Annotated in this window: 18 protein-coding genes and 1 pseudogene; 16 read left to right on the top strand and 3 right to left on the bottom strand. The window is 51.9% G+C overall.

The features are described from left to right. Positions 1 to 47: 47 nt before the first annotated feature. From mraZ to lpxC, 16 genes and pseudogenes are all read left to right on the top strand, one after another. Positions 48 to 476 carry a division/cell wall cluster transcriptional repressor MraZ gene (gene mraZ, locus MPB2EB_RS07235; RefSeq protein WP_185181659.1) on the top strand — a complete coding sequence of 143 codons (429 nt, stop codon included), beginning with the start codon at positions 48 to 50 and terminating at the stop codon, positions 474 to 476. Between the two features lie 13 nt (positions 477 to 489). Beyond that, positions 490 to 1,416, top strand: a complete 927-nt coding sequence (rsmH, locus tag MPB2EB_RS07230; RefSeq protein WP_185181658.1) for a 16S rRNA (cytosine(1402)-N(4))-methyltransferase RsmH — start codon at positions 490 to 492, stop codon at positions 1,414 to 1,416. Then, a complete protein-coding gene (ftsL, locus tag MPB2EB_RS07225; protein ID WP_185181657.1) occupies positions 1,416 to 1,784 on the top strand; it encodes a cell division protein FtsL in 369 nt (122 codons plus the stop codon). The genes rsmH and ftsL overlap by 1 nt, the downstream gene beginning before the upstream one ends. Further along, positions 1,781 to 3,565: a penicillin-binding protein 2 gene (locus MPB2EB_RS07220; RefSeq protein ID WP_185181656.1), complete on the top strand. Its 1,785-nt coding sequence runs from the start codon at positions 1,781 to 1,783 to the stop codon at positions 3,563 to 3,565. The genes ftsL and MPB2EB_RS07220 overlap by 4 nt, the downstream gene beginning before the upstream one ends. Further along, positions 3,562 to 5,145 carry a UDP-N-acetylmuramoyl-L-alanyl-D-glutamate--2,6-diaminopimelate ligase gene (locus MPB2EB_RS07215; protein WP_370576595.1) on the top strand — a complete coding sequence of 528 codons (1,584 nt, stop codon included), beginning with the start codon at positions 3,562 to 3,564 and terminating at the stop codon, positions 5,143 to 5,145. The genes MPB2EB_RS07220 and MPB2EB_RS07215 overlap by 4 nt, the downstream gene beginning before the upstream one ends. After that, positions 5,142 to 6,536, top strand: coding sequence for a UDP-N-acetylmuramoyl-tripeptide--D-alanyl-D-alanine ligase (murF, locus tag MPB2EB_RS07210; RefSeq protein WP_185181655.1), 1,395 nt, complete (start codon positions 5,142 to 5,144; stop codon positions 6,534 to 6,536). Before MPB2EB_RS07215 ends, murF begins: the two co-directional genes overlap by 4 nt. A 15-nt stretch (positions 6,537 to 6,551) precedes the next feature. Beyond that, complete coding sequence (mraY, locus tag MPB2EB_RS07205; RefSeq protein ID WP_185181654.1) at positions 6,552 to 7,721, top strand: phospho-N-acetylmuramoyl-pentapeptide-transferase; 1,170 nt, start codon at positions 6,552 to 6,554, stop codon at positions 7,719 to 7,721. Positions 7,722 to 7,734: 13 nt separating this feature from the next. Then, positions 7,735 to 9,273: a UDP-N-acetylmuramoyl-L-alanine--D-glutamate ligase gene (gene murD / locus MPB2EB_RS07200; protein WP_185181653.1), complete on the top strand. Its 1,539-nt coding sequence runs from the start codon at positions 7,735 to 7,737 to the stop codon at positions 9,271 to 9,273. A gap of 20 nt (positions 9,274 to 9,293) precedes the next feature. After that, positions 9,294 to 10,409, top strand: a pseudogene (gene ftsW / locus MPB2EB_RS07195) (putative lipid II flippase FtsW); the annotation flags it as partial. Further along, a complete protein-coding gene (murG, locus tag MPB2EB_RS07190) occupies positions 10,406 to 11,503 on the top strand; it encodes an undecaprenyldiphospho-muramoylpentapeptide beta-N-acetylglucosaminyltransferase (RefSeq protein ID WP_185181651.1) in 1,098 nt (365 codons plus the stop codon). The pseudogene ftsW and the gene murG, both read left to right, overlap by 4 nt. Next, positions 11,500 to 12,906 carry a UDP-N-acetylmuramate--L-alanine ligase gene (murC, locus tag MPB2EB_RS07185; protein ID WP_185181650.1) on the top strand — a complete coding sequence of 469 codons (1,407 nt, stop codon included), beginning with the start codon at positions 11,500 to 11,502 and terminating at the stop codon, positions 12,904 to 12,906. Before murG ends, murC begins: the two co-directional genes overlap by 4 nt. A gap of 7 nt (positions 12,907 to 12,913) precedes the next feature. Then, the gene (locus MPB2EB_RS07180; protein WP_185181649.1) at positions 12,914 to 13,843 is read left to right on the top strand and encodes a D-alanine--D-alanine ligase; all 930 of its coding nucleotides are present in this window, start codon (positions 12,914 to 12,916) and stop codon (positions 13,841 to 13,843) included. A gap of 15 nt (positions 13,844 to 13,858) precedes the next feature. Next, complete coding sequence (locus MPB2EB_RS07175) at positions 13,859 to 14,608, top strand: cell division protein FtsQ/DivIB (protein ID WP_185181648.1); 750 nt, start codon at positions 13,859 to 13,861, stop codon at positions 14,606 to 14,608. Positions 14,609 to 14,664: 56 nt separating this feature from the next. Then, positions 14,665 to 15,894, top strand: a complete 1,230-nt coding sequence (ftsA, locus tag MPB2EB_RS07170) for a cell division protein FtsA (RefSeq protein WP_185181647.1) — start codon at positions 14,665 to 14,667, stop codon at positions 15,892 to 15,894. A 127-nt stretch (positions 15,895 to 16,021) separates the two neighbouring features. Beyond that, positions 16,022 to 17,203: a cell division protein FtsZ gene (ftsZ, locus tag MPB2EB_RS07165; RefSeq protein WP_185181646.1), complete on the top strand. Its 1,182-nt coding sequence runs from the start codon at positions 16,022 to 16,024 to the stop codon at positions 17,201 to 17,203. Positions 17,204 to 17,374: 171 nt separating this feature from the next. Further along, on the top strand, positions 17,375 to 18,292 hold the full coding sequence (gene lpxC / locus MPB2EB_RS07160; protein ID WP_185181645.1) for a UDP-3-O-acyl-N-acetylglucosamine deacetylase: 918 nt from the start codon (positions 17,375 to 17,377) through the stop codon (positions 18,290 to 18,292). 38 nt (positions 18,293 to 18,330) lie between these two features. Here the strand turns inward: lpxC and MPB2EB_RS07155 are convergent, their stop codons facing one another. The 3 genes from MPB2EB_RS07155 to MPB2EB_RS07145 all read right to left on the bottom strand — a co-directional run bounded on the left by MPB2EB_RS07155 (position 18,331) and on the right by MPB2EB_RS07145 (position 21,811). Continuing rightward, complete coding sequence (locus tag MPB2EB_RS07155; RefSeq protein WP_185181644.1) at positions 18,331 to 20,304, bottom strand: ankyrin repeat domain-containing protein; 1,974 nt, start codon at positions 20,302 to 20,304, stop codon at positions 18,331 to 18,333. A gap of 181 nt (positions 20,305 to 20,485) precedes the next feature. Next, positions 20,486 to 20,842, bottom strand: a complete 357-nt coding sequence (locus tag MPB2EB_RS07150) for a DUF167 domain-containing protein (protein ID WP_232534430.1) — start codon at positions 20,840 to 20,842, stop codon at positions 20,486 to 20,488. Positions 20,843 to 20,893: 51 nt separating this feature from the next. Beyond that, complete coding sequence (locus tag MPB2EB_RS07145; RefSeq protein WP_185181643.1) at positions 20,894 to 21,811, bottom strand: WD40 repeat domain-containing protein; 918 nt, start codon at positions 21,809 to 21,811, stop codon at positions 20,894 to 20,896. Positions 21,812 to 21,823 lie beyond the last annotated feature (12 nt).

Genomic DNA, 21,823 nt, shown 5'->3' with positions numbered 1-21,823 from the left:
GTTAAGTAGTAGGAGCGCGGTGCCGCGCTCCAGGTTAGGAGAGGCGAGTGTTCCAAGGAGCGTCAGCGCTGACGCTCGATGCGAAAGGGCGGATGTCGATTCCGTCTCGTTATCGAGAGGCGTTGCAAGGACAAGCGGCAGGCCGGGTGACGGTGACCAAGCACCCGGACGGATGTTTGCTGCTTTTCACATTCGCTGAATGGGAGAGTTTTCGCGCCAAAATCGTCGCTCTACCTATGGATGCTCATTGGTGGCGTCGAATTTTCTTAGGGAATGCTTCTGAGGTCGAATTGGATGGCACAAACCGTGTGTTGCTGGCTCCTGAGTTGCGTAAAGCCGCAGCGCTGGATAAAGAGGTGATGTTGTTGGGCATGGGCGCTTGTTTTGAGATCTGGGATGCGCAGACTTATGCGGCGAAAGAACAGGCGGCGATGACGCAAGAAATGCCTGCTGCATTGAAGAACTTTACGTTCTGAAGCGATATTTTTTATGCAGGATTTGCAACATTGTACGGTGCTGCGCGAAGAGGCGGTGGATGCCTTGCTGTGGCGGCCCGATGGAATTTATATCGATGGCACTTTTGGGCGGGGTGGTCACAGCCAATTGTTGCTGAGGCGGCTTGGCGCGGCGGCGCGTTTGGTGGCTTTTGATAAAGATCCGCAAGCGTTGGCGGCGGCGCAGCAGATTACAGATCCGCGTTTTGAGATTGTGCATAGTAGTTTTGCTAGGTTGCGCGAAGAAATGGCGCAGCGTGGCATCCAGCAGGTCGCTGGGGTTTTATTAGATTTGGGCGTTTCTTCGCCGCAACTGGATGATGCTGAACGCGGTTTTAGTTTTCAAGCGGATGGGCCACTGGATATGCGGATGGATCCAAGCCGTGGCGAGTCGGCGGCACAGTGGTTAGCGCGTGTATCACAACCGCAACTAACGGAGGTCATACGGGATTATGGGGAAGAGCGGTTTGCTCAGCAGATTGCAAAAGCGATTATTGCGCGCCGTGAGCGGTTGGGACCGCTCACGCGTACCCGTGAGCTGGCCGAGGTCGTGGCCAGCGCCGTTAAAACTCGTGAACCGGGGAAAAACCCGGCTACGCGCACCTTTCAAGCTATACGGATTTACCTTAATCAAGAACTTGAAGAATTGGAAGTAGCGCTGGCAGCAGCTTTAACTTTATTAGAAGCAGGAGGGCGCTTGGTGGTGATCAGCTTTCATTCGCTTGAAGATAGGAAAGTTAAGCAATTTTTAAAAAAGCATGCACAAGCGCCGCGACTTGACCGTCGCTTGCCGCTGCGGGCGGCGGAGCTTCCAGCGCCATTACTTAAACTCCATGCACGCGTGCGCGCAAGTGCGGCTGAGATTGCTGAGAATCCTCGGGCCCGCTCAGCCTTGATGCGTTCTGCTGAAAGGATGGCGTGATGAGCCGCGTGCATTTACTGTTGCTCGGCGCACTGCTGATCTGCGCGTTATCGGTGATCAATGCAACCGATCAGCAGCGCCGTATCTTTATCGAACTCGATCTGGCCCAGGCGCAAGAGCGTCAGTTGCGCCAGGATTGGTCGCAATTGCAATATCAGCAAGGCGCTTTATCAAAAATTTCGCGCATCGAGAGCGTAGCGCAGCGCGCACTCAAAATGAGGCCGGTGACGTCCAGTTTGACGCATTATTTAACCCCTCAGGTCATCAATTTGGATGAGATTGAAGCCTTAAGTGGATCTAGGTTGCCCCAAAACGCTGTAAAACGCGCATCTCAATCCCCCGCTTCTTTTGAGAGGGGTGGCAGATGAGGCAGGTTTCGCCTAAAGCCATGCCGTTCTCGGCAAGTCCAGTGTTATTGCTGCGCTTGCCGGTATGGCGTTCAAAATTCGTCGTCTTTTTATTATTTCTTGGCTTTGCCGTGTTAGCTGTGAGAGCTTGGTGGATCCAGGGGTTGGGCAATGATTTTTATCAAAAACAAGGCGAGAGCCGCTATCAGCGCACATTGGCGTTACCGGCCACGCGTGGCAAGATTTTTGATCGCAATGGCGTGGTGTTGGCGACGAGCTTGCCGGTTCGGGCCATCTGGGCGATTCCAGAAGATGTGCCGGCTGAGCTGGCGGCTCCTAAGCTTGAGGCATTGAGTAAATTGTTGGGTTTGAGTCAGCCCGCGCTACGGCGCAAATTGGCCGAGGACAGAAGTTTTGTGTATCTCAAACGTCAAGTGCCGCTTGACGTGGCAGCGCAGGTGGCGGCGTTGGATGTGCCCGGGATCTATCAGCGTAAAGAATACCAACGGTTTTATCCAGAAGGAGAAATCACGGCGCATCTGGTTGGCTTTACCAATATTGAAGATGAAGGCCAGGAAGGGATTGAGCTCAGCATGCAAAAGCAGCTCATCGGCATGCCCGGGAGTCGCCGCGTGATTAAAGATCGCATGGGGCGCGTGGTGGAGGATGTGGATGAACTGGTGTCGCCGCGTGATGGACGTGATTTAACTTTATCAATTGATAGTAAATTGCAATATATCGCCTACAACGATTTGAAAGAGGCGGTGCAGCGTCACAAAGCTAAAGCGGGAGCCGCCGTGGTCCTGGATGCACGGACTGGCGAGGTGCTGGCATTGGTCAATTATCCGGCTTATAACCCGAATCGTCGGACCCAATTAACGGGCGCGCAGTTACGCAATCGCGTGTTGACCGATACCTTTGAACCGGGCTCGATTATGAAGCCGCTGACGCTGGCGCGCGCGCTTGACTTAAAGCGTGTAACGCCAACTACGCTGATTGACACAGCGCCTGGCCGTTATAAATTAGACCATGCAACGATCAGCGATAGCCGTGATTTTGGTCAATTGACGGTGGCCAAAGTATTACAAAAATCAAGCAATATTGGCACGACTAAAATCGCCTTGCAGCTCAAGCCGGAGGAGATGTGGGAAATGTTTACTAGTGTTGGTTTTGGACAGGCGCCGGAGATTAGTTTCCCGGGAGCGGTCGCTGGCCGCTTGCGGCCTTGGCAGCACTGGCGGCGGATTGAACAAGCAACCATGGCTTATGGGTATGGTATCTCAGTATCGTTGTTTCAAATAGCGCGTGCGTATACGGTATTAGCCCATGATGGGCAGTTATTGCCGCTCACGCTGTTTAAAAATTCTGAGGTTGGCGCTGGCGGGCATGAACCCATCGCCGGCGTGCAGGTTATTGCGCCGCAGACTGCGCGCCAAGTGCGTCAGATGCTTGAGGCGGTGATTGGGCCTGGCGGTACGGCACCGGATGCGCTGCTGGCTGACTACCGAGCGGGTGGCAAGTCGGGCACCGCGTATAAACATATTAAAGGCCAATACGATAAATCAAAATATCGTGCTTCGTTTGTTGGGATTGCGCCCATCTCGGCGCCGCGCATTATTGTGGCGATTTCGATCGATGAACCCCGTGCAGGCAAGCATTTTGGTGGCCAGGTCGCGGGACCGGTGTTCGCGGAGATTGCGAATGACACATTGCGCGCATTAAATGTGACCCCAGATAAACCGATTCCATTAATGGTGGCAGCACAGCATACCCAGCCGCAGCGCTTAGGAGTTAACCCATGAGCGGCACACACGGTTTATGCGTGGATCACCAAGTCGTGAGTACGCTGGAATATGTAATGAACTGGCTGCGTGCGCGGGTTCCGGCTGGCGCTCATTTATGCGCTGATAGCCGAGTGGTGCAGTCAGGCGATGTGTATTTAAGTTATGCCGTCATTGAAGCTGAACAGCGTCGTTATTTTAGCGAAGCAATCCAACAAGGAGCCAGCGCAATTCTGTGGCAGCCTGGCCAGTCGGAGGCAGCGCCGATCGGTTTGGTAGAGGCGGAAAATTTTGACGTGCCAACCTTAGCCATACCGAAGCTGACTGAATTGGCGGGCCCGATCGCGAGTGAATGGTATGGCGCGCCCAGTGAAACTCTATTTATTACGGGTGTGACCGGCACCAACGGCAAAACTTCTTGTAGCTATTGGATTGCGCAAGCCTTATCCGCGCTGGGGCGGCCATGTGCGCTGATGGGTACGTTAGGGAACGGCTTGGCGGATAAATTGGTGGCGACTGGCTTTACGACTCCCGATGCGCCTCAATTACAGCGTAGTTTAGCGCAGATGCGTAGCGCAGGTGCGCAAGCGGTTGCGATGGAAGTGTCATCGCACGGCTTGCACCAAGGACGAGTCAATGGGATTGCTTTTGATACAGCGATTTTCACCAATCTGTCGCATGATCACCTGGATTATCATCACACCTTAGAAAATTATGAAAACACGAAGGCGCGCCTATTCGATTGGCCGACCTTGCGCTGCGCCATTATTAACAGTGATGATCTAGCTGGAGTGCGTTTGCTGGCGCGGGTGCAAGGCAAGGTCCGCACGATTGCTTATAGTGTGGATGGAGGGACCACGACGCCTCAGCCATTCAAAGCAGATGGCGTACTGCGCGCGCAAGAGGTGCGTGCGCTGGCTGCTGGCACCGCCTTCAAAGTGGTTTCTAGTTGGGGGCAGGGTGAAGTGAGCGTGCCTATGCTAGGTACTTTCAATGTCAGTAATTTGCTGGCAGTGCTAGGCGCATTATTAGCAGCAGATGTGCCATTTGAGGTCGCGCTCGCTCAACTTGCGCATTTGGAGCCAGTCATTGGCCGGATGCAGCGCCTAGGCGGCAATCTAACCTTGAATGAACCGCTCGTGGTGGTTGATTATGCGCACACCCCGGATGCTTTAACCCAGGTTTTGGTTGCGTTGCGCCCAATCGTGAGCGCCCGTGGCGGAAGGTTGATCTGTGTTTTTGGCTGTGGCGGTAATCGAGATACAAGTAAACGCGCCTTGATGGGGGGCTGTGCCGAACGGCTGGCTGACGTAGTGGTGCTCACCAGCGATAATCCTCGTGATGAATCGCCGGCAGCGATCCTACAAGATATTTTACGGGGCATGTCTGATCCGGCACGCATTGAATGTACGGAAGATCGCGCGCGTGCTATTTTGCGCGTGATCCGCGCGGCGGCATCCAAAGATGTGATTTTGCTCGCCGGCAAAGGCCATGAGACAACTCAAGAAATACAAGGCCATAAATATCAATTTTCTGATCAAGATCACGTACGGCTGGCATTGGCGGCACGTGCGACGCAGCCGATGGGGAATCATCTATGAATCCATTGTCATTGCGTGAGGCGGCTCGGTTGATTGCGGGCGCGCAGATTTTGGGTGAGCCAGACGCGTATTTTGAGCGGGTTTGTACGGACAGCCGCAGCGCAGGACCCGGTGATCTTTTCGTTGCTCTGAAGGGCGAGCGTTTTGACGGACACGATTTTTTAGCGGAGGTGGCCGCGCGTGGAGTGGCTGCACTCCTGGTCTCGCGCCCGACCGGTCAGATCTCTTTACCCACTTTACAGGTGCCTGATACGCATGGCGCGCTTGGCGCGCTTGCGCATGGCTGGCGTCGCAAATTTGAGTTGCCATTAGTCGCTGTGACAGGCAGCAATGGTAAAACCACCGTTAAAGAAATGATCGCTTCAATTTTTGCCGAAGCGGTGGGGGAAGAAGGGCGGCTTGCGACACGTGGCAACTTCAATAATGACATAGGGTTACCGCTTACTTTATTGCGTTTAAATGCGGCGCATCAACTCGCCGTGGTGGAGCTTGGTGTGAACCACCCGGGTGAAACGGCGCATCTCGCTGCTCTCACCGAACCGACCATCGCGTTGATTAACAATGCGCAACGCGAGCATCAAGAATTTATGGTCAGTGTGGAGGCGGTTGCACGCGAGCATATGAGTGTATTGCAGGCCTTGCCAGCGCATGGGGCGGCGGTATTTCCGGCAGACGATGTCTATGCACCGCTTTGGCGCGCTGCCGCGCAAGGACGGCAGATCATTGATTTTGCCCTGACGAGTGAGGCTGCAGTCAGTGGCGTACTGCGCGCCGAGAGCCCACTTCAAGTGCGGACAAGCCAAGGCCAATTCGAACTTACTTTACCGGTGTTGGGTGTCCATAATGCACGCAATGCATTGGCTGCTACTGCTGCCGCGCTGGCAGCTGGAGTTGGGCTGGAAGTGATTCGGTGCGGTCTGGAAAAATTCCGGCCAGTGAGTGGCAGGTTGGTGGCTAAGGTGGCGCGGGTTGCGCCATTAGCGGGAGCCATCATCATCGATGATAGTTACAACGCTAATCCGGATTCAATGCGGGCTGCCATTGATGTGCTCGCAACGCGCGCAGCGCCACGCATATTGGTGATGGGGGCAATGGGCGAAGTCGGGCAGCACAGCGTAGTTTTTCACCATGAAGTGGGCATTTATGCGCGTGAGTGCGGGATTGATGTGCTCTATGCATTAGGCGATGCTACGCGCCCGGCCTGTCACGCATTTGGTGCGCAGGCTAAGCATTTCAGCAGCGCTGAAGAATTAATCGAACACCTTTTATCGGCGGGGTTTGGCGCCCATGCTACCGTGCTTGTTAAAGGTTCGCGTTTTATGAAAATGGAACGCATTGTGGCAGCGTTAAGCGCTGAGTCGACTGAGGGCCAAACGCCCGTTTTACATTAAGAGGACATTAAGACGATGCTACTTTGGCTCGCGCATTGGCTACAAAACGACGCAAGCTTTTTGCGCGTAATCAATTACCTGACTTTGCGCGCGGTCATGGCCGCTATTACCGCTTTGGTAATCGGTTTAGTGTGCGGTCCGTGGGTGATTCGCAAGTTAACGCGACTCAAAATAGGCCAAGCGGTACGCCAAGATGGGCCGAGCACGCATTTGGTCAAAGCGGGTACGCCCACGATGGGTGGCGTGTTGATTTTGCTGGCGATTGCGATTTCGACCTTATTATGGGCTGATTTAACCAATCGTTTTGTTTGGATTGTCATGCTCGTTACGTTTGGCTTTGGCTTGATTGGCTGGGTCGACGATTATCGTAAAGTGGTGCATAAAGACCCGCGCGGCATGTCGTCGCGAGAGAAATATGGCTGGCAATCGTTGATTGGCCTTTTTGCTGCGGTATATCTTGCTTGTAGCGTATCAGAAGCCAGTAATGTGCCGGTTTTTGATTTTTTTATGGCGTGGGTGCGCAGTGGTCTATCGGTTGATCTGCCGGCGCGTGCTGACTTGCTGCTGCCGTTTGTTAAATCGATCAGTTATCCATTAGGTTTATATGGCTTCATTACGCTCACTTACTTTGTGATTGTGGGGGCTAGCAATGCCGTAAATTTAACCGATGGCTTAGATGGTCTAGTCATTATGCCGGTGGTGTTAGTGGGTGGGGCATTAGGTATTTTTGCGTATGTGATGGGGAGTGCGGTCTATTCAAAATATTTGTTGTTTCCTCATATTCCGGGCGCTGGGGAGTTATTGATTTTTTGCGCGGCGATGGGGGGCGCGGGCTTGGCTTTCCTTTGGTATAACACGTATCCCGCCCAGGTTTTTATGGGCGATGTGGGTGCGCTGGCGCTAGGTGGCGCTTTAGGCACGGTGGCGGTGATTGTACGCCAGGAAATCGTACTTTTTATCATGGGCGGTATCTTTGTTGCCGAAACTTTGTCCGTGATCTTGCAAGTCACCTGGTTTAAATACACCAAACGGCGCTACGGCGCGGGGCAGCGTTTACTCAAGATGGCGCCACTCCATCATCATTTTGAATTGTCTGGTTGGCGCGAAACTCAGGTCGTAGTGCGTTTTTGGATTATTACGTTGATGCTGGTTTTAATCGGTCTCTCTACGCTTAAATTGCGGTAAAGAAAGGGTGACAATGTTTGGCGATTTTCGACAACCTGCTGTATTAGTGCTAGGTCTGGGCGCTTCGGGCCTGGCCTTGGCGCGTTGGTGCGCGCGCTATGGTTGCCGGGTGCGGGTCGCTGATACGCGGGCCGCGCCGCCTCAACTCGCGGCGTTCAAAGAAGAGCGGATCGAGGCGGAGTTGATCTGCGGCGAGGTCACTCCGGCCTTACTCGATGGCATTGAATTAATTGCGCTTAGCCCAGGCATTTCACCCAGGCATACGGAGTTTGCCGCGCTCCTTGAAGAGGCGCATGTGCGTGGCCTACCGCTGTGGGGCGAGCTCGAATTTTTTGCGCAAGCGCTGCGCGCACTGACAACAGAGGCTTATCGGCCGAAACTCATCGCCATTACCGGCACCAATGGCAAAACCACAACGACGGCGCTTACGGGTTTGTTGTGCGAACGGGCCGGCCATCGCGTGAGCCTGGCTGGCAATATTGGCCCACCGTTGCTTGAGCGCTTAGCGGCTGCTCTTAGCGCGGATCTATTACCGGAAATTTGGGTGCTGGAACTCTCCAGTTTTCAGTTAACCAGTGCTTATACATTTGCACCGGATGCCGCGGCGATACTCAATATCACACAAGATCATTTGGATTGGCATCCGAGCTTTGAGCACTATGCCGCCGCTAAAGGCCGTATCTTTGGGGCTCATACAGTGCGTATTTTGAATCGTGACGATGCGAACACGATGGCGCTGGCGCAAAGTTCTGGCTGGATCAGCGAAGAGACTGAAAAAAATCTGCCTAGCGTAACGCCTAAAACCGCTGGCGTGATGACTTTTGGACTCGATGCGCCGCGCCGCAGTGGTGATTACGGCCTACTGCACGAGAATGGCATGACTTGGCTAGCGGTGGCTGAGTCGGTGGTGGAGCGTAGCGCGCCGACATCCGCGCGCGCACGAGCGGGTATCGAAAATGAGATTGTGGTCAAAAGATTAATGCCGGTTGAAGCACTGCGTATTCGCGGTTTGCATAATGCGGCGAATGCATTGGCTGCGTTGGCATTATGTCGCGCGCTTGAGCTTCCTCTCGCAAGCCTGATGCACGGCCTGCGTGAATATCGCGGCGAGCCGCATCGGGTTGAGACGATTTGTGCTTTAAACGGGGTTGAGTTTATTGACGACAGTAAAGGAACGAATGTCGGCGCAACCGTGGCCGCGCTCAATGGCTTAGCGCGCCGGATTGTATTAATTGTAGGCGGGGATGGCAAAGGGCAAGATTTTACTCCGCTGGCGACGCCGGTTGCCCGTTGGTGCCGCGCCGTGATGTTGATCGGTCGCGATGCTCCGCGTTTGCGCCAGGCTTTGGCTGGGACGGGTGTACCGCTGACCGAATGCGCAACGCTAAGCGAGGCAACGCACGCAGCCGCTCGTATGGCTCAAACGGGTGAAATCGTCCTATTGTCGCCTGCTTGCGCCAGTTTTGACATGTTTCGAGATTACCGCCATCGGGCGCAGGTATTTCGGCAGGCCGTTGAAGAGTTAGCCAGCGCTTGCGGAGTCGCTCTATGAAGATGCTTGAATATGATGCGCCGTTAATGTGGGTCGTAATTGCGCTGCTGGGGCTGGGGTTAGTTATGGTGTACTCAGCGTCGATTGTGATGCCGGATGCACCAAAATACGCATCCTATCAGGCGAATCATTTTTTATTGCGGCACGTTATATCGTTGTTATTGGGCGGGTTTGCTGCATTTTGCGTATTTTGGGCGCCGCTTAAACTTTGGGATCGGTTTGCCTCTAAGTTTTTCTTGTTCGCGTTGGCGTTGCTCGTGATTGTGTTGATTCCCCCGTTTGGCAAGGGCGTGAACGGTGCCCATCGCTGGCTTGCGCTGGGGCCACTCAATCTCCAACCGTCCGAGATTATGAAACTCGCGGTGACGGTCTATGCGGCGAATTACACCGTGCGTAAACAAGCGTTAATGCATAGTTTCGGCCAAGGGTTTTTGCCCATGGCGTTGGCGGTGAGCTGTATCGGAGCGTTGTTATTGCTTGAGCCTGATATGGGGGCTTTTATGGTCATCGCGGTGATTGCGATGGGCGTGCTGTTTCTGGGCGGGGTGGATGGTAAATGGTTTGGTGGGATTGCGTTAACCGTGGTGGGGACTTTTACGCTGTTGATTTGGCTATCGCCCTGGCGGCGTGAACGCATTTTTGCCTACCTGAATCCGTGGGATGACCGTTATGTGCAGGGTAAAGCTTACCAATTGACGCATTCGTTGATTGCTTTCGGTCGTGGTGAATGGTTCGGCGTCGGGTTAGGGGGCAGTGTTGAAAAGCTCAATTACTTACCCGAAGCCCATACGGACTTCATCCTTGCGGTGATTGGCGAGGAATTTGGCTTTCTAGGCGTATTAATCGTGATTGCGCTGTTTTATTGGATGGTGCGGCGCGCTTTTGAAATCGGCCGTCAAGCGCTGGTGCTAGATCGCGTATTTGCAGGGCTAACCGCCAAAGGCATTGGTTTATGGCTAGGGGCCCAGGCTTTTATCAATATGGGGGTGAATCTTGGTTTGCTGCCGACTAAAGGCTTAACCCTGCCACTGGTGAGCTATGGCGGCTCAGGTATTTTGCTTAATTGTATTGCGCTGGCGTTATTGATGCGGGTTGACTATGAAAATCGTTTCTTGATGCGCGGAGGAAAAATATGAGTAATACGCGCACCTTGTTAATTGTGGCGGGAGGTACCGGGGGGCATGTGTTTCCAGGGCTAGCTGTGGCTCATCGGATGCGCCGTCATGGTTGGCATGTCATCTGGCTTGGCAGTCCAGTGGGGATGGAGGCCGCACTGGTACCTAAACACGGTATCCCAATTGAGTTCGTGCATTTTAGCGGGTTGCGCGGCAAGGGCTTGCTCACCAAACTTATGCTGCCTTTTAATTTGCTGTGCGCGGCTTGGCAAAGTTGGCGTGTGTTAGCCAAAGTGAAACCGGCAGTAGTGCTCGGGATGGGCGGTTACATTAGTTTTCCAGCGGGCGTGATGGCTGTGCTGAGTGGCTGTCCGTTTATTTTGCATGAGCAAAACTCAATTCCTGGCTTGGCTAATCGTGTACTCGCCAAGATTGCGCGGCGTGTGTTGGTGGCGTTCCCAGAGGTCTTGCCGCGCGCTGAATGGACTGGCAATCCGTTGCGTGATGCGCTCATTGGCTTGCCTGAGCCAGCGCAACGTTATGCGCAGCGCAGCGGGCCTTTACGTTTGCTCGTGGTAGGTGGCAGCTTAGGCGCGGCGGCGTTGAATGAAGTTGTACCACGTGCCTTAAGCACTTTAGCGCCACACGAGCGGCCGCATGTGGTGCATCAAGCTGGTGTGCGGCAGATTGACGCTTTGCGTGCTAATTATGCCGCTGCAGGCTTGCATGATCAGGTGCAAATCGAGTTAACGCCATTTATTGAGGATATGGCACAAGCCTATGCCCAGGCCGATTTAGTCATTTGTCGCGCGGGTGCGATGACGATTGCTGAAATTGCGGCGGTAGGGGTCGCTGCGCTGTTGGTGCCGTTTCCACATGCAGTTGATGATCATCAAACAACGAATGCGGCTTTCTTAGCTACCCGTGAGGCGGCCCTGATGATCCAGCAACGCGATTTATCGGCCGCCAAGCTGGCGCTTTGGCTTAAGGCCCAAACCCGTGAAGCGCTGAGCCAAATGGCAGGGCGTGCGCGTCTGCTGGCTAAGTCAGATGCAGCTGAGCAAGTGAGCAAAATTTGTTTAGCGGTGGCTGACCGCAAGCGGGGGCAGCCATGAAGCATGCTGTCAAAAACCTGCATTTTATTGGCATTGGCGGTTCGGGCATGAGCGGCATTGCCGAAGTGCTCTTAAACCTGGGATATGGTGTTAGCGGTTCAGATTTAAACCGAACTGCAGTCACGGATCGGTTAATGGCTTTGGGTGCGCACATCGTCTTTGGCCATCGGGAGGCCCATATTGGAAACGCTAACGCGGTGGTGGTGTCGAGCGCAGTGCGAGCGGATAACCCGGAAGTACGGGCCGCCCGTCAACGGGGCATTCCACTGGTGCCACGTGCCGCGATGCTCGCCGAATTGATGCGCTTAAAGCAAGGGATTGCGATCGCTGGCACGCATGGCAAAACCACCACCACGAGTTTAGTAGCAAGTGTCTTGGCGCGGGGTGGGCTTGATCCAACCTTTGTGATTGGCGGGCGTTTAAATAGTGCGGGGGCGAACGCGCGGCTTGGGAGCGGAGATTTTATTGTGGCTGAGGCGGATGAATCAGACGCTTCTTTTTTGAATCTGTTTCCGGTGATTGAAGTCATCACCAATATTGATGCAGACCATATGGAAACATATGGGCATGATTTTGTGAAACTGAAGCAGGCTTTTATCGAATTTACGCAGCGTTTGCCATTTTATGGGATTGCGGTGCTCTGTATTGACGATCCGCATGTGCGTGAGATTCTGCCGGCAGTGACTAAGCCCATCGTGCGTTATGGGCTGTCAGAGCAAGCGCAGATCCGGGCGGTGGATATTTGTGCCGATGCGGGCCGCATGCGCTTTACCGTGTTGCGCGAAGATGCCGCGCCCTTGGCGATCGAGTTGAATTTGCCGGGTACGCATAATGTGCGTAACGCTTTAGCGGCGATTGCAATTGCTACGGAATTAGAGGTTGCCGATGAGGCGATTTGCCAAGCGTTGGCGCAGTTTTCTGGCGTAGACCGCCGCTTTCAGCGCTACGGAGAAATACCGCTAAGCGGCGGCGGCAGTTATACCTTGATTGACGATTATGGTCACCATCCAGTCGAAATGGCGGCCACGCTTGAGGCAGCGCGTAACGCTTTTGTTGGGCGGCGGCTCGTGCTGGCCTTTCAGCCGCATCGTTTTACACGTACCCGTGATTGCTTTGATGATTTTGTGCGAGTGCTGTCTAGCGTGGATGCGCTCATTCTGAGTGAAGTTTATCCAGCAGGTGAAGTGCCTATTGCTGCTGCCAATGGGCAGGCGCTGGTGCGCGCTATTCGTGCGCTAGGCAGGATGGAACCTGTATTTACCGAGGTTATCGAAGCGTTGCCCGAGGCGATTACTCGCCTGGCGCAAAACGGCGATGTCGTGATTACGATGGGTGCTGGCTCAATGGGCTGCGTTCCGGTGTGGCTGACGCAGCCGCGTACTGAAATTGAAGGTATGAGATAGGGTAACCATGGATCCGAAAGTATTTGGCAAAGTAGCCGTGTTATATGGTGGCGCATCCGCAGAACGTGACGTGTCGCTGAATTCTGGTCAGGCCGTATTAGCGGCGCTGCGCGCGCGCAGCGTCGATGCGTGGCCCTTCGATCCTTGCGCACGGTCGCTTTTTGCGCTCAAAGAAGAGGGCTTTACGCGCGTGGTTAACATGCTGCATGGGGGCGAGGGCGAGAATGGCGCGCTGCAAGGTGCACTGCAATATCTTGGCATTCCATATACCGGTTCCGGAGTGCTGGGTTGCGCTTTGGCCATGGATAAAGTGCGCAGTAAATCGATCTGGCGGGATAACGGCATTCCCACGCCCCCGTTTGCAGTTGTGCTGCGCGGCGAAAACTATGCAGTGCGAGCGCAAGAAATGATCACCCAACTGGGGTTGCCGATTTTCGTGAAAGCAGCTCATGAAGGCTCAAGCATTTCCATTATTAAAGTCAAAACAGCGGATCGCTTGGCGGCGGCCTTGGAAGAAGTTGCGCGCCATGAGCCTGTTGTATTGGCTGAAAAAGGCATCGACGGAGGTGGGGAATATACGATATCCATTGTCGAAGGTCTTGATTTGCCGATCATAAAAATCATCCCCGCTGGGGAATTTTATGATTACCACGCCAAATATATTGCTGAAGACACCCAATATATTATTCCTTGCGGACTCGCCGGCGCGGAGGAAAAACGTTTGCAAAAACTTGCCCTACAGGCTTTCAAAGTGCTCGGTTGCAACGGTTGGGGACGGCTGGATTTAATGCTTGATGCCAACGGCCAAGCCTGGTTTTTAGAGGTGAATACGGCCCCAGGCATGACGAGCCATTCGCTGGTGCCCAAAGCGGCTGCTGCGCTCGGGCTCAGTTATGAAGACCTGGTGTGGCAAATCCTGTCTTTGACTTTGGTTTAAAGAGATCAGATCCGTATGTGGCGCAACTTTCGTCAACTTAACTTACTGGCTAACTTGCTTGGCGCATGTGGGGTGTTGATATTGTTGATGAGTTTAGCGTCTTGGTTAAATCGGCAGCCGATTTTTGCGCTGCGCGCGTTGCGGATTGAGGGTGCAACTAGCCATCTTAGTCTGCAAGGTGCGCGAGCCATCATCAGTCAATTACGCGGCAATTTTTTTACGTTGGATTTGGATGCTGCGCGCGCCGCTTTTGAATCTATGCCGTGGGTGCGCCACGCGAGCGTGCGGCGGATTTGGCCAAATCGGCTCACGGTCACGCTCGATGAATATACGCCACTTGGCACTTGGGGCAATGATTGGCTGGTTAGTACTCAAGGTGAGCGTTTCAGCGCCAATCTGGCAGAAGCCGGCGACGATTTACCGGTTTTTAATGGGCCGCCGGGTAGCGAGCAGCAGGTGGTTGCGCGCTATCACGATTTTAAGCGTTGGCTTGTGCCGCTGGGTTCGCGCGTGCAAGAGGTCACTTTGTCGCCCCGCTACGCTTGGAGCGTTGAACTGGCGAACGGCATGAGCATTGAATTGGGGCGTGAGCCAAGTGGAGATTTGAATGAGGACACGCTTGCTCAACGTTGCAGCCGTTTGGTGGCTGCCTGGCAATACTTAATCCAACAATGGGGAACCCAGATCGAATATGTCGACTTGCGCTATCCAAATGGCTTTGCGGTGCGTGTGGCGGGGATGCAATTTGCGCCTCCTGGGGAATAACGGTACCGTGCTTAAAGCGGCTGGACCTTTAATTATTACTGCTTTAATTTGACTTTATGAAAGATTATCAAGACCTATTAGTTGCACTCGATATTGGCACTTCGAAGGTGGTCGCCGTAGTGGCTGAGCAAAAGAGCGAGGGTCGCTACGAAGTGATTGGTCTTGGCCAAAGTGAATCGAAAGGGCTTAAAAAAGGCGTGGTAGTCAATATTGAAGCCACCGTGCAGTCCATTCAGCGCGCCCTAGAAGAAGCCGAGCTCATGGCTGATTGCAAAATCACGAATGTGTTCACGGGCATTGCCGGTAGCCATATCCGCAGTTTTAATTCAAGCGGAATGGTGGCGATTAAAGATAAGGAAGTGACACCGGCCGATGTTTCACGCGTGATCGAAACTGCAAAAGCCATCAATATTCCGACCGATCAGCAAGTCCTGCATATCCTCACGCAGGAATTCATTATCGATGGGCAAGAAGATGTGCGGGAACCGATTGGCATGAGCGGAATTCGGCTAGAGGTCAAAGTGCATATCGTGACAGGTGCAGTCTCAGCGGCGCAAAACATCGTCAAATGCGTGCGCCGGTGCGGGCTCGAAGTGAATGACTTGGTTTTACAGCCTTTAGCATCAAGCCTTGCGGTGCTGACCGAAGATGAGAAAGAGCTCGGCGTAGCCTTAGTGGATATTGGCGGCGGTACGACGGATATCGCTATTTTTGCGGAAGGCGCAATCCGGCACACGGCGGTTATTCCGATTGCGGGTGACCAAATCACCAGCGATATTGCGATGGCTTTACGCACGCCTACGCCAGATGCAGAAGATATTAAAGTGCGCCACGGCATTGCGAAGCAAGTACTGGCTGATCCAAATGAAATGATTGAAGTGCCTGGGCTGGGCGAACGCGGTCCGCGCATGTTATCGCGGCAGGCGTTAGCGGCCGTCATCGAGCCGCGCATTGAAGAGCTTTTTTCACTCGTACAGCAGGTGTTGCGCGAATCGGGTTATGAAGAATTATTGTCTTCCGGCGTGGTGTTAACGGGTGGCGCAGCGTTGATGCCTGGCATGATCGAATTAGGCGAAGATATTTTTTTGAAACCGGTAAGAGTTGGCGTTCCGCACTATATAGGCGGGTTAGCCGATGTCGTGCGCAGCCCACGTTACGCAACTGCGATGGGGCTTTTGCTTGAAGGCCAGGCACAGCGGAGTAGGGGTCGTAAAGTTGCCGTACGCGCGGGCTCGGCGGCACAAATTTGGGCGCGCATGAAAGAATGGTTTTTACGCAGTTTCTAAAAAAAATGAACAGGGAAGAGTGGGGTTGTAGATGCAGCAGCAAAGCGGTGGCTTGAACGACTTTTAAGCATTGAGAAGCCAGTAGGAATTTAAGGTTTAAATTAATTTATTTTGTTGGAGAGTTACCATGGAATTTGAAATGCTGGAAACAGAAACCAGTGGCACCATCATTAAGGTGGTAGGCGTTGGCGGGGCTGGCGGCAATGCGGTACAGCACATGATTAATCGCGGTGTGCAAGGAGTCGATTTTTTGTGCATGAATACAGACGCGCAAGCGCTGATGCGTTCACAAGCCGCGCATGTGATTCAACTTGGTAAAACCGGCTTAGGCGCTGGGGCTAAACCTGAGGTGGGGCAAGCTTCCGCCGAAGAAGCGCGTGAGCGCATCATGGATTGTTTGCGTGGCGCCCATATGGTTTTTATTACCGCTGGTATGGGCGGGGGTACGGGCACGGGCGCTGCGCCCGTAGTGGCGAAAATTGCTAAGGAAATGGGGATTTTGACCGTCGGCGTAGTCTCGAAGCCCTTTGAGTTTGAAGGGGGCAAACGGATGCGCATTGCTGAGGCAGGTTCGCAAGCGCTTGAAGCTGAAGTGGATTCATTAATTGTTGTGCTCAATGACAAATTGTTTGAAGTCATGGGCGATGATGCTGAAATGGATAAATGTTTTCAGTGCGCGGATGACGTGCTCCATAACGCTGTCGCGGGCATTGCGGAAATCATCAATGTCGAAGGTTTAGTCAACGTTGACTTTGAAGATGTGAAAACCGTTATGGGCGAACAAGGTAAGGCGATGATGGGCACCGCTACGGTAACCGGGATTGATCGTGCCCGTGTAGCGGCAGAACAGGCGGTGGCGAGTCCATTGCTAGAAGGGGTGGATTTGTCAGGTGCGCGCGGTGTGCTCGTGAATATCACGGCGAGCCGCTCATTACGCTTGTCTGAAACGCGCGAAGTCATGAATACCATCAAAAGCTACGCGGCTGAAGATGCGACGGTTATTTTTGGCACGGTTTATGATGATGCAATGGGCGAGGCGCTGCGCGTAACCGTAGTCGCGACGGGTTTAGGTCGGGCGCACAAAAAAGTGCAAGCGGTGCCCATGACGCTATTAAAAACTGGAACGGATAATGTGCCGGTTAATTTGGTTCATACCCCATTGTCGAACACCACTGATTATGGTGCATTTGAGACCCCTGCCGTTTGGCGCAGCTCGCGTGAAACAGCATCCGCTCATGTTAGCGCGCTAGAGAAAAAAGGCGTGGATCGATATGATATTCCAGCTTTTTTGCGTAACCAGGCGGATTGACGCGCAGCGCCGACGCGTGCTTTGCCCTAAGCGCCACTATGACGAAGAGCAAACGGGTGTCTACCCTAGTTTGCTCTTCGTAACAGGGCCCAACAGTTTGATCAAAGTAAATAGGATGAATTGAGTATAATTCAACTATTAGTTCAATGTTTTCGATTATAAATATTAAATATGCTAAAGCAGCGCACCATCAAATCAATTGTCAAAACCATTGGCATCGGATTGCATTCTGGTCGGAAGGTCGAGCTTACGCTCCGTCCTGCTGCAGCGCATACGGGTATCGTGTTCACGCGCATTGATCTGATGCCGCCAGTTGGAATCCAAGCTTTGGCAACCAGCATCGGCGATACTCGGCTCGCTTCGGTGCTGCAAAAAGAAGGGGTGCGCATCTCGACCATTGAACATCTTATGTCTGCTTGTGCCGGGCTCGGGATTGATAATCTTTACGTAGACGTGACCGCTGAAGAAATTCCAATTATGGATGGCAGTGCCGCTTCGTTTATCTTTTTATTGCAGTCCGCTGGCATTGAAGAGCAAAACGCGGCTAAGAAATTCATCAAAATTAAACGGCGCGTTGAGGTACGCGAGGGTGATAAATTTGCCTGCTTTGAGCCATACTCTGGCTTTAAGCTCAAATTTACGATTGACTTCCACCATCCTGCGGTTGACAAAACCGGTCAAGAACTCGTGGTTGATTTTGCTGACACCTCCTATGTGCGGGAGATAGCGCGCGCGCGAACATTTGGCTTTGCGCATGAAGTTGAAGCGATGCGCGAATTGGGTTTAGCGCGAGGCGGCAGTATGGATAACGCAATTGTGCTGGATGAATACCGCATCTTAAACAACGATGGATTACGTTATGAAGATGAATTCGTAAAGCACAAAATGCTGGATGCGATTGGAGATCTATACGTGGCGGGCCACCCGTTGTTGGCTTCTTATGCGGCGTATAAATCCGGGCATAAGCTTAACAATGCATTATTACGCGAGCTCTTTGCGCATGAAGATGCGTATGAGATTGTGACCTTTGAGGATTCTCGCAAAGCGCCGCGTGGCTTTGCTTTTGATGTGCAGACGGCTTTTGCGTGATTTCTTGTAGCGCATAAGCTCTGACACAACGCTTGCAGTTAAAGCGGGCTTCTCTTGGGCGGGTTGGCGGCCAATAGAGAATCGAATATTTCACCTCGATTTATCTGCTGCGCAAGGTCGCGTGCAGTTAAACCTTGCGCATCTTTAATAGTTGGGTCCGCGCCCGTTGCAAACAGTAGTTGAATAACCTCCAGCTTCATATGTTCTGCACTTATTGCTGCGTGTAGAGGGGTTCTTCCCTGATGATCCTTTGCGTTTATATTTGCCCCAGCATTGATGAATACCTGAGTTACATTGAGGCTATTTGCCGCCGCGCTATGCAAAGGGGTTTTTCCTTGATTGTCCCGCGCGTCTAATTTCGCATGGTACTGGAGTAAAAGTAGGGCGGAATCAACACGATTTCCTTCGGCAGCCAGATGCAATGCACTTTCACCCTCTTGATTAAATGCATTTGGATTGAAGTGTTCCTGCAAAAGCTCGTGCAGGAAACGCGGGTCATGGCCTATGCAAGAGGCCCAAATAATGGGGTGCGATACCTCATCTTCATCTTCATCGCTATGATATATATCATCATGGATGAATCCCCTACTTTCAAGCATCGCCTTAAAATCAAAGAGTCTTGAAGGATCTGAGCGAAGCAGCGCATCATAAGTCCAAAGAACTCCATCTCGCATGCTTTCAGGAGAAATTTGCAGAAACTTTTCTCCATCGAATTTGGGTTTTTGGCTAAGAAGTAAAAGCAAATGTTTAAAAACATGAGAGCTCTGCTCAGGCGCTAATGGTTGAGCGGAGAGAGCCCCCCCTTCTGCTCCTGTATCGCTTTTGCACCACTCAAAATCGACCAGATGCTGTCGCGTGATAACTGGATGATCTGGATTGATAGAGCAAAGTAGTGTGACGGCTTTATTAACGTGTTTTTGATCAATGTGTTGCGCAAGAATAGCTTCGATGAGTGGACGCAATGGGGGGCATTGCGTGAAAGCTGCGGCTCCTTCTTCGCTACATAAAAACTCATGTATCGGTTTGTTTGCTAAAGCTTTTTTTGAGAGTATGGCGCTAAAAAGTGAATCTAACAAGGAGTGTGCTGCAAGCGCGTTGAGTCCTTCCTCAGAAAAGTAGAAAGTATAAATTTTTTCACTTATTACATTCGAAGAAACTTGCTGTGCAATAACACTTTTGATTAATTCATTTAACGGGGAATACTGTTTAAGTGCAATGTTTTCTTCTTCATTAAGATCTGCATTTTTTCCGACTTGTTTAAACGCCTTTTCCCTTTCTTGGATCAGTATTTCTTGTCCTGCTGGAGAGCTTAGAAAATGATGTATATGCTCACTACCTGCGTTTGAAAGAATATCCTTTGACAGGATATTTTTGATGAGTGTATTTAAAGATGGACTTTTATCAAGGGCGGTTTTTCCTTCTTCAGAACAGAGCAGAGAATATATGCGCTCGCCATTTTCCTTTGAGAAAGACCATTTTAAAATAGTGTTTTTGATCAGATCATTGAGTGACGGATATTCTTCAAAAACCTTTCTCCCTTCCTTAGAACACAATAAATCGTGTAGTTGCTCACTATCCTCTGCAGAGAAAGGGCGCTCTGTAAGCATGTTTTGAACGAGTTTTTTTAAGGCGGGGTAGCGGTCGATAATTTTTACATCATTCTTAGGAAACAAAAGATGATTTATTTGCGGGCTGTCTGAATAAGGTCTTAACAGGGCGAGCTGTGCCTCATCAAATTGTTTTTTGGCCCAACGGTTTGCTTGCCCGAATTTGGCTCTGCCTTCTGGCGATGTTTTTAATAGAATAGGCGTTATAACCTCAGTCGGCAAATTTTCCAATGATGTTTTTGCTGGTTTAGATGACGAATTTTGATTTATTAATGCGGATGCTGGTTCAGTCGCCTGGCTTCTTCTTGATGTTTTTGTTCGTTTAGGCGACGAATCTTGATCGTTTTCCTCCGCTAATCTTTTGCTGTTGCTCGAGATAGGCTTAGTGATTTTATTTCCTAACATATGGAGTCCGCTCTAAAAATGGGCTGCGCATGTAATGTGATGCATGGTTGCATGCAATATATTGCTATAGAGCGTGATTGAATGCTGAATGCTAACGAAGAATTCTCAAGAGAAACGCAGGAAATAGGGGGGGCGTCAATAACGGATTTCCTGAATTGAAGTCGTGCAAATACAGATAAGGTTAATGGCTGGGGGTTAATTCCTGCTGCCTAATGACTGCGGGAAGCCGCTTAGGGGCTTTGATACGCAACTGCTTATTGACACTCATGCGGCCGAACACGACTTCAATGCTTGAGATCGGCACGCCGAATTCTCTTGCAAGAAAGCGCACGATATGATCGGTTGCCTTGCCGTTGCAAGGCGTAGCCGTGATACTGACCTTGAGCTGATGCCCTTTAATTTGGCCAATAGTATTTTGTTTTGCGCTTGGCTTGCCGAGAATATTCAGGATGAGTGTATTGCCCTCCCAGGAAAAAAACGAACGCTGCATTGTATGACACGCTCCGTTGGTTCCTGGGTTGACTGGGTTACGTTTCATGGCGCCATCCTGACTCCCTGAAGCTAGCCACTCGCGGAAAAGCGACGCTCCTCACTTCCTGAGCATGGCTTTCAAGTTCACAGAAAGGCTTGAGCTCATGAGGTCTGCCGCGAGGCTATATATTTTGACAGAGCAATTCTCGCTTCCTACAGCCAAGTAACGGCCATTTGGCGTGAATGCGATCGCATGTGTCGAATCATCAAGTGATAAGCGCGAGTGTGCTGGTATATCAGTCGTAGTTGACCAGGTGTTAACGTTTCCATTGCAGCTCACAAGCCATTTGCCGTCTGGTGAGAATGCAACACGGTTCATGGTGGACCCATGCAGAGCCTGTCTGAGCGTGGGTAGATAAGAGAACGTTTGTTTAAGGGTAGGCACATCCGTTTGGATTGACCACATTTGGGCGGTGCCATTGGCATTGCCTGCGGCTAACCACTTACTGTCTGGAGAAAACGTCACAGAGGTTACGTTTTCAGCTGAAAGCATGCGTAAGAGTTTAGGCGTTTTGGTTTTTAAAGTGTCAGAGTCGATTGACCATAGCCCAATCTTGCAGCCAGAGTAAGCAGCAAACCATTGTTTATTGGGCGAAAGTGCAATATTTTCCAGTGTGCGGTGAGGCTCCGACGTATGTATGTGCTGTTGTAAAACCTGAGCGATGCCGGGCCGCAGCTCTTCAGCTACTGCTAGCCAGCTAGTTGCATTAAGCGAATAACAGTAAGCTGAAGGCTTGGTTTTGAGTGGAATGGAAATTGGCTTAAAGTCAGTTTCTTTAAGTTTAGCTGGCGTAGATTGCCGCCAGGAGCCAATTGCCTGCGTCGCGTGCTCCACTGGATTGTCGTTAAAGGGGGAGTCTAAACGAGGTGCTGATTCAGAATGAGCTTCAGGAACAGGCGACGTATTATGGTTGAACGCATAAGTGCGCAGAGTAGAATAGGCCGATTGAAGTAAGCTTAGAGGACTCAATAACATGAATGATTCCTG

The sequence above is a fragment of the Mycoavidus sp. B2-EB genome, from assembly GCF_014218255.1.
Taxonomy (GTDB): Bacteria; Pseudomonadota; Gammaproteobacteria; order Burkholderiales; family Burkholderiaceae; genus Mycoavidus.
The sequence above is the reverse complement of the archived record's forward strand: the minus strand, read 5'-3'. Positions and strand labels throughout refer to the sequence as shown.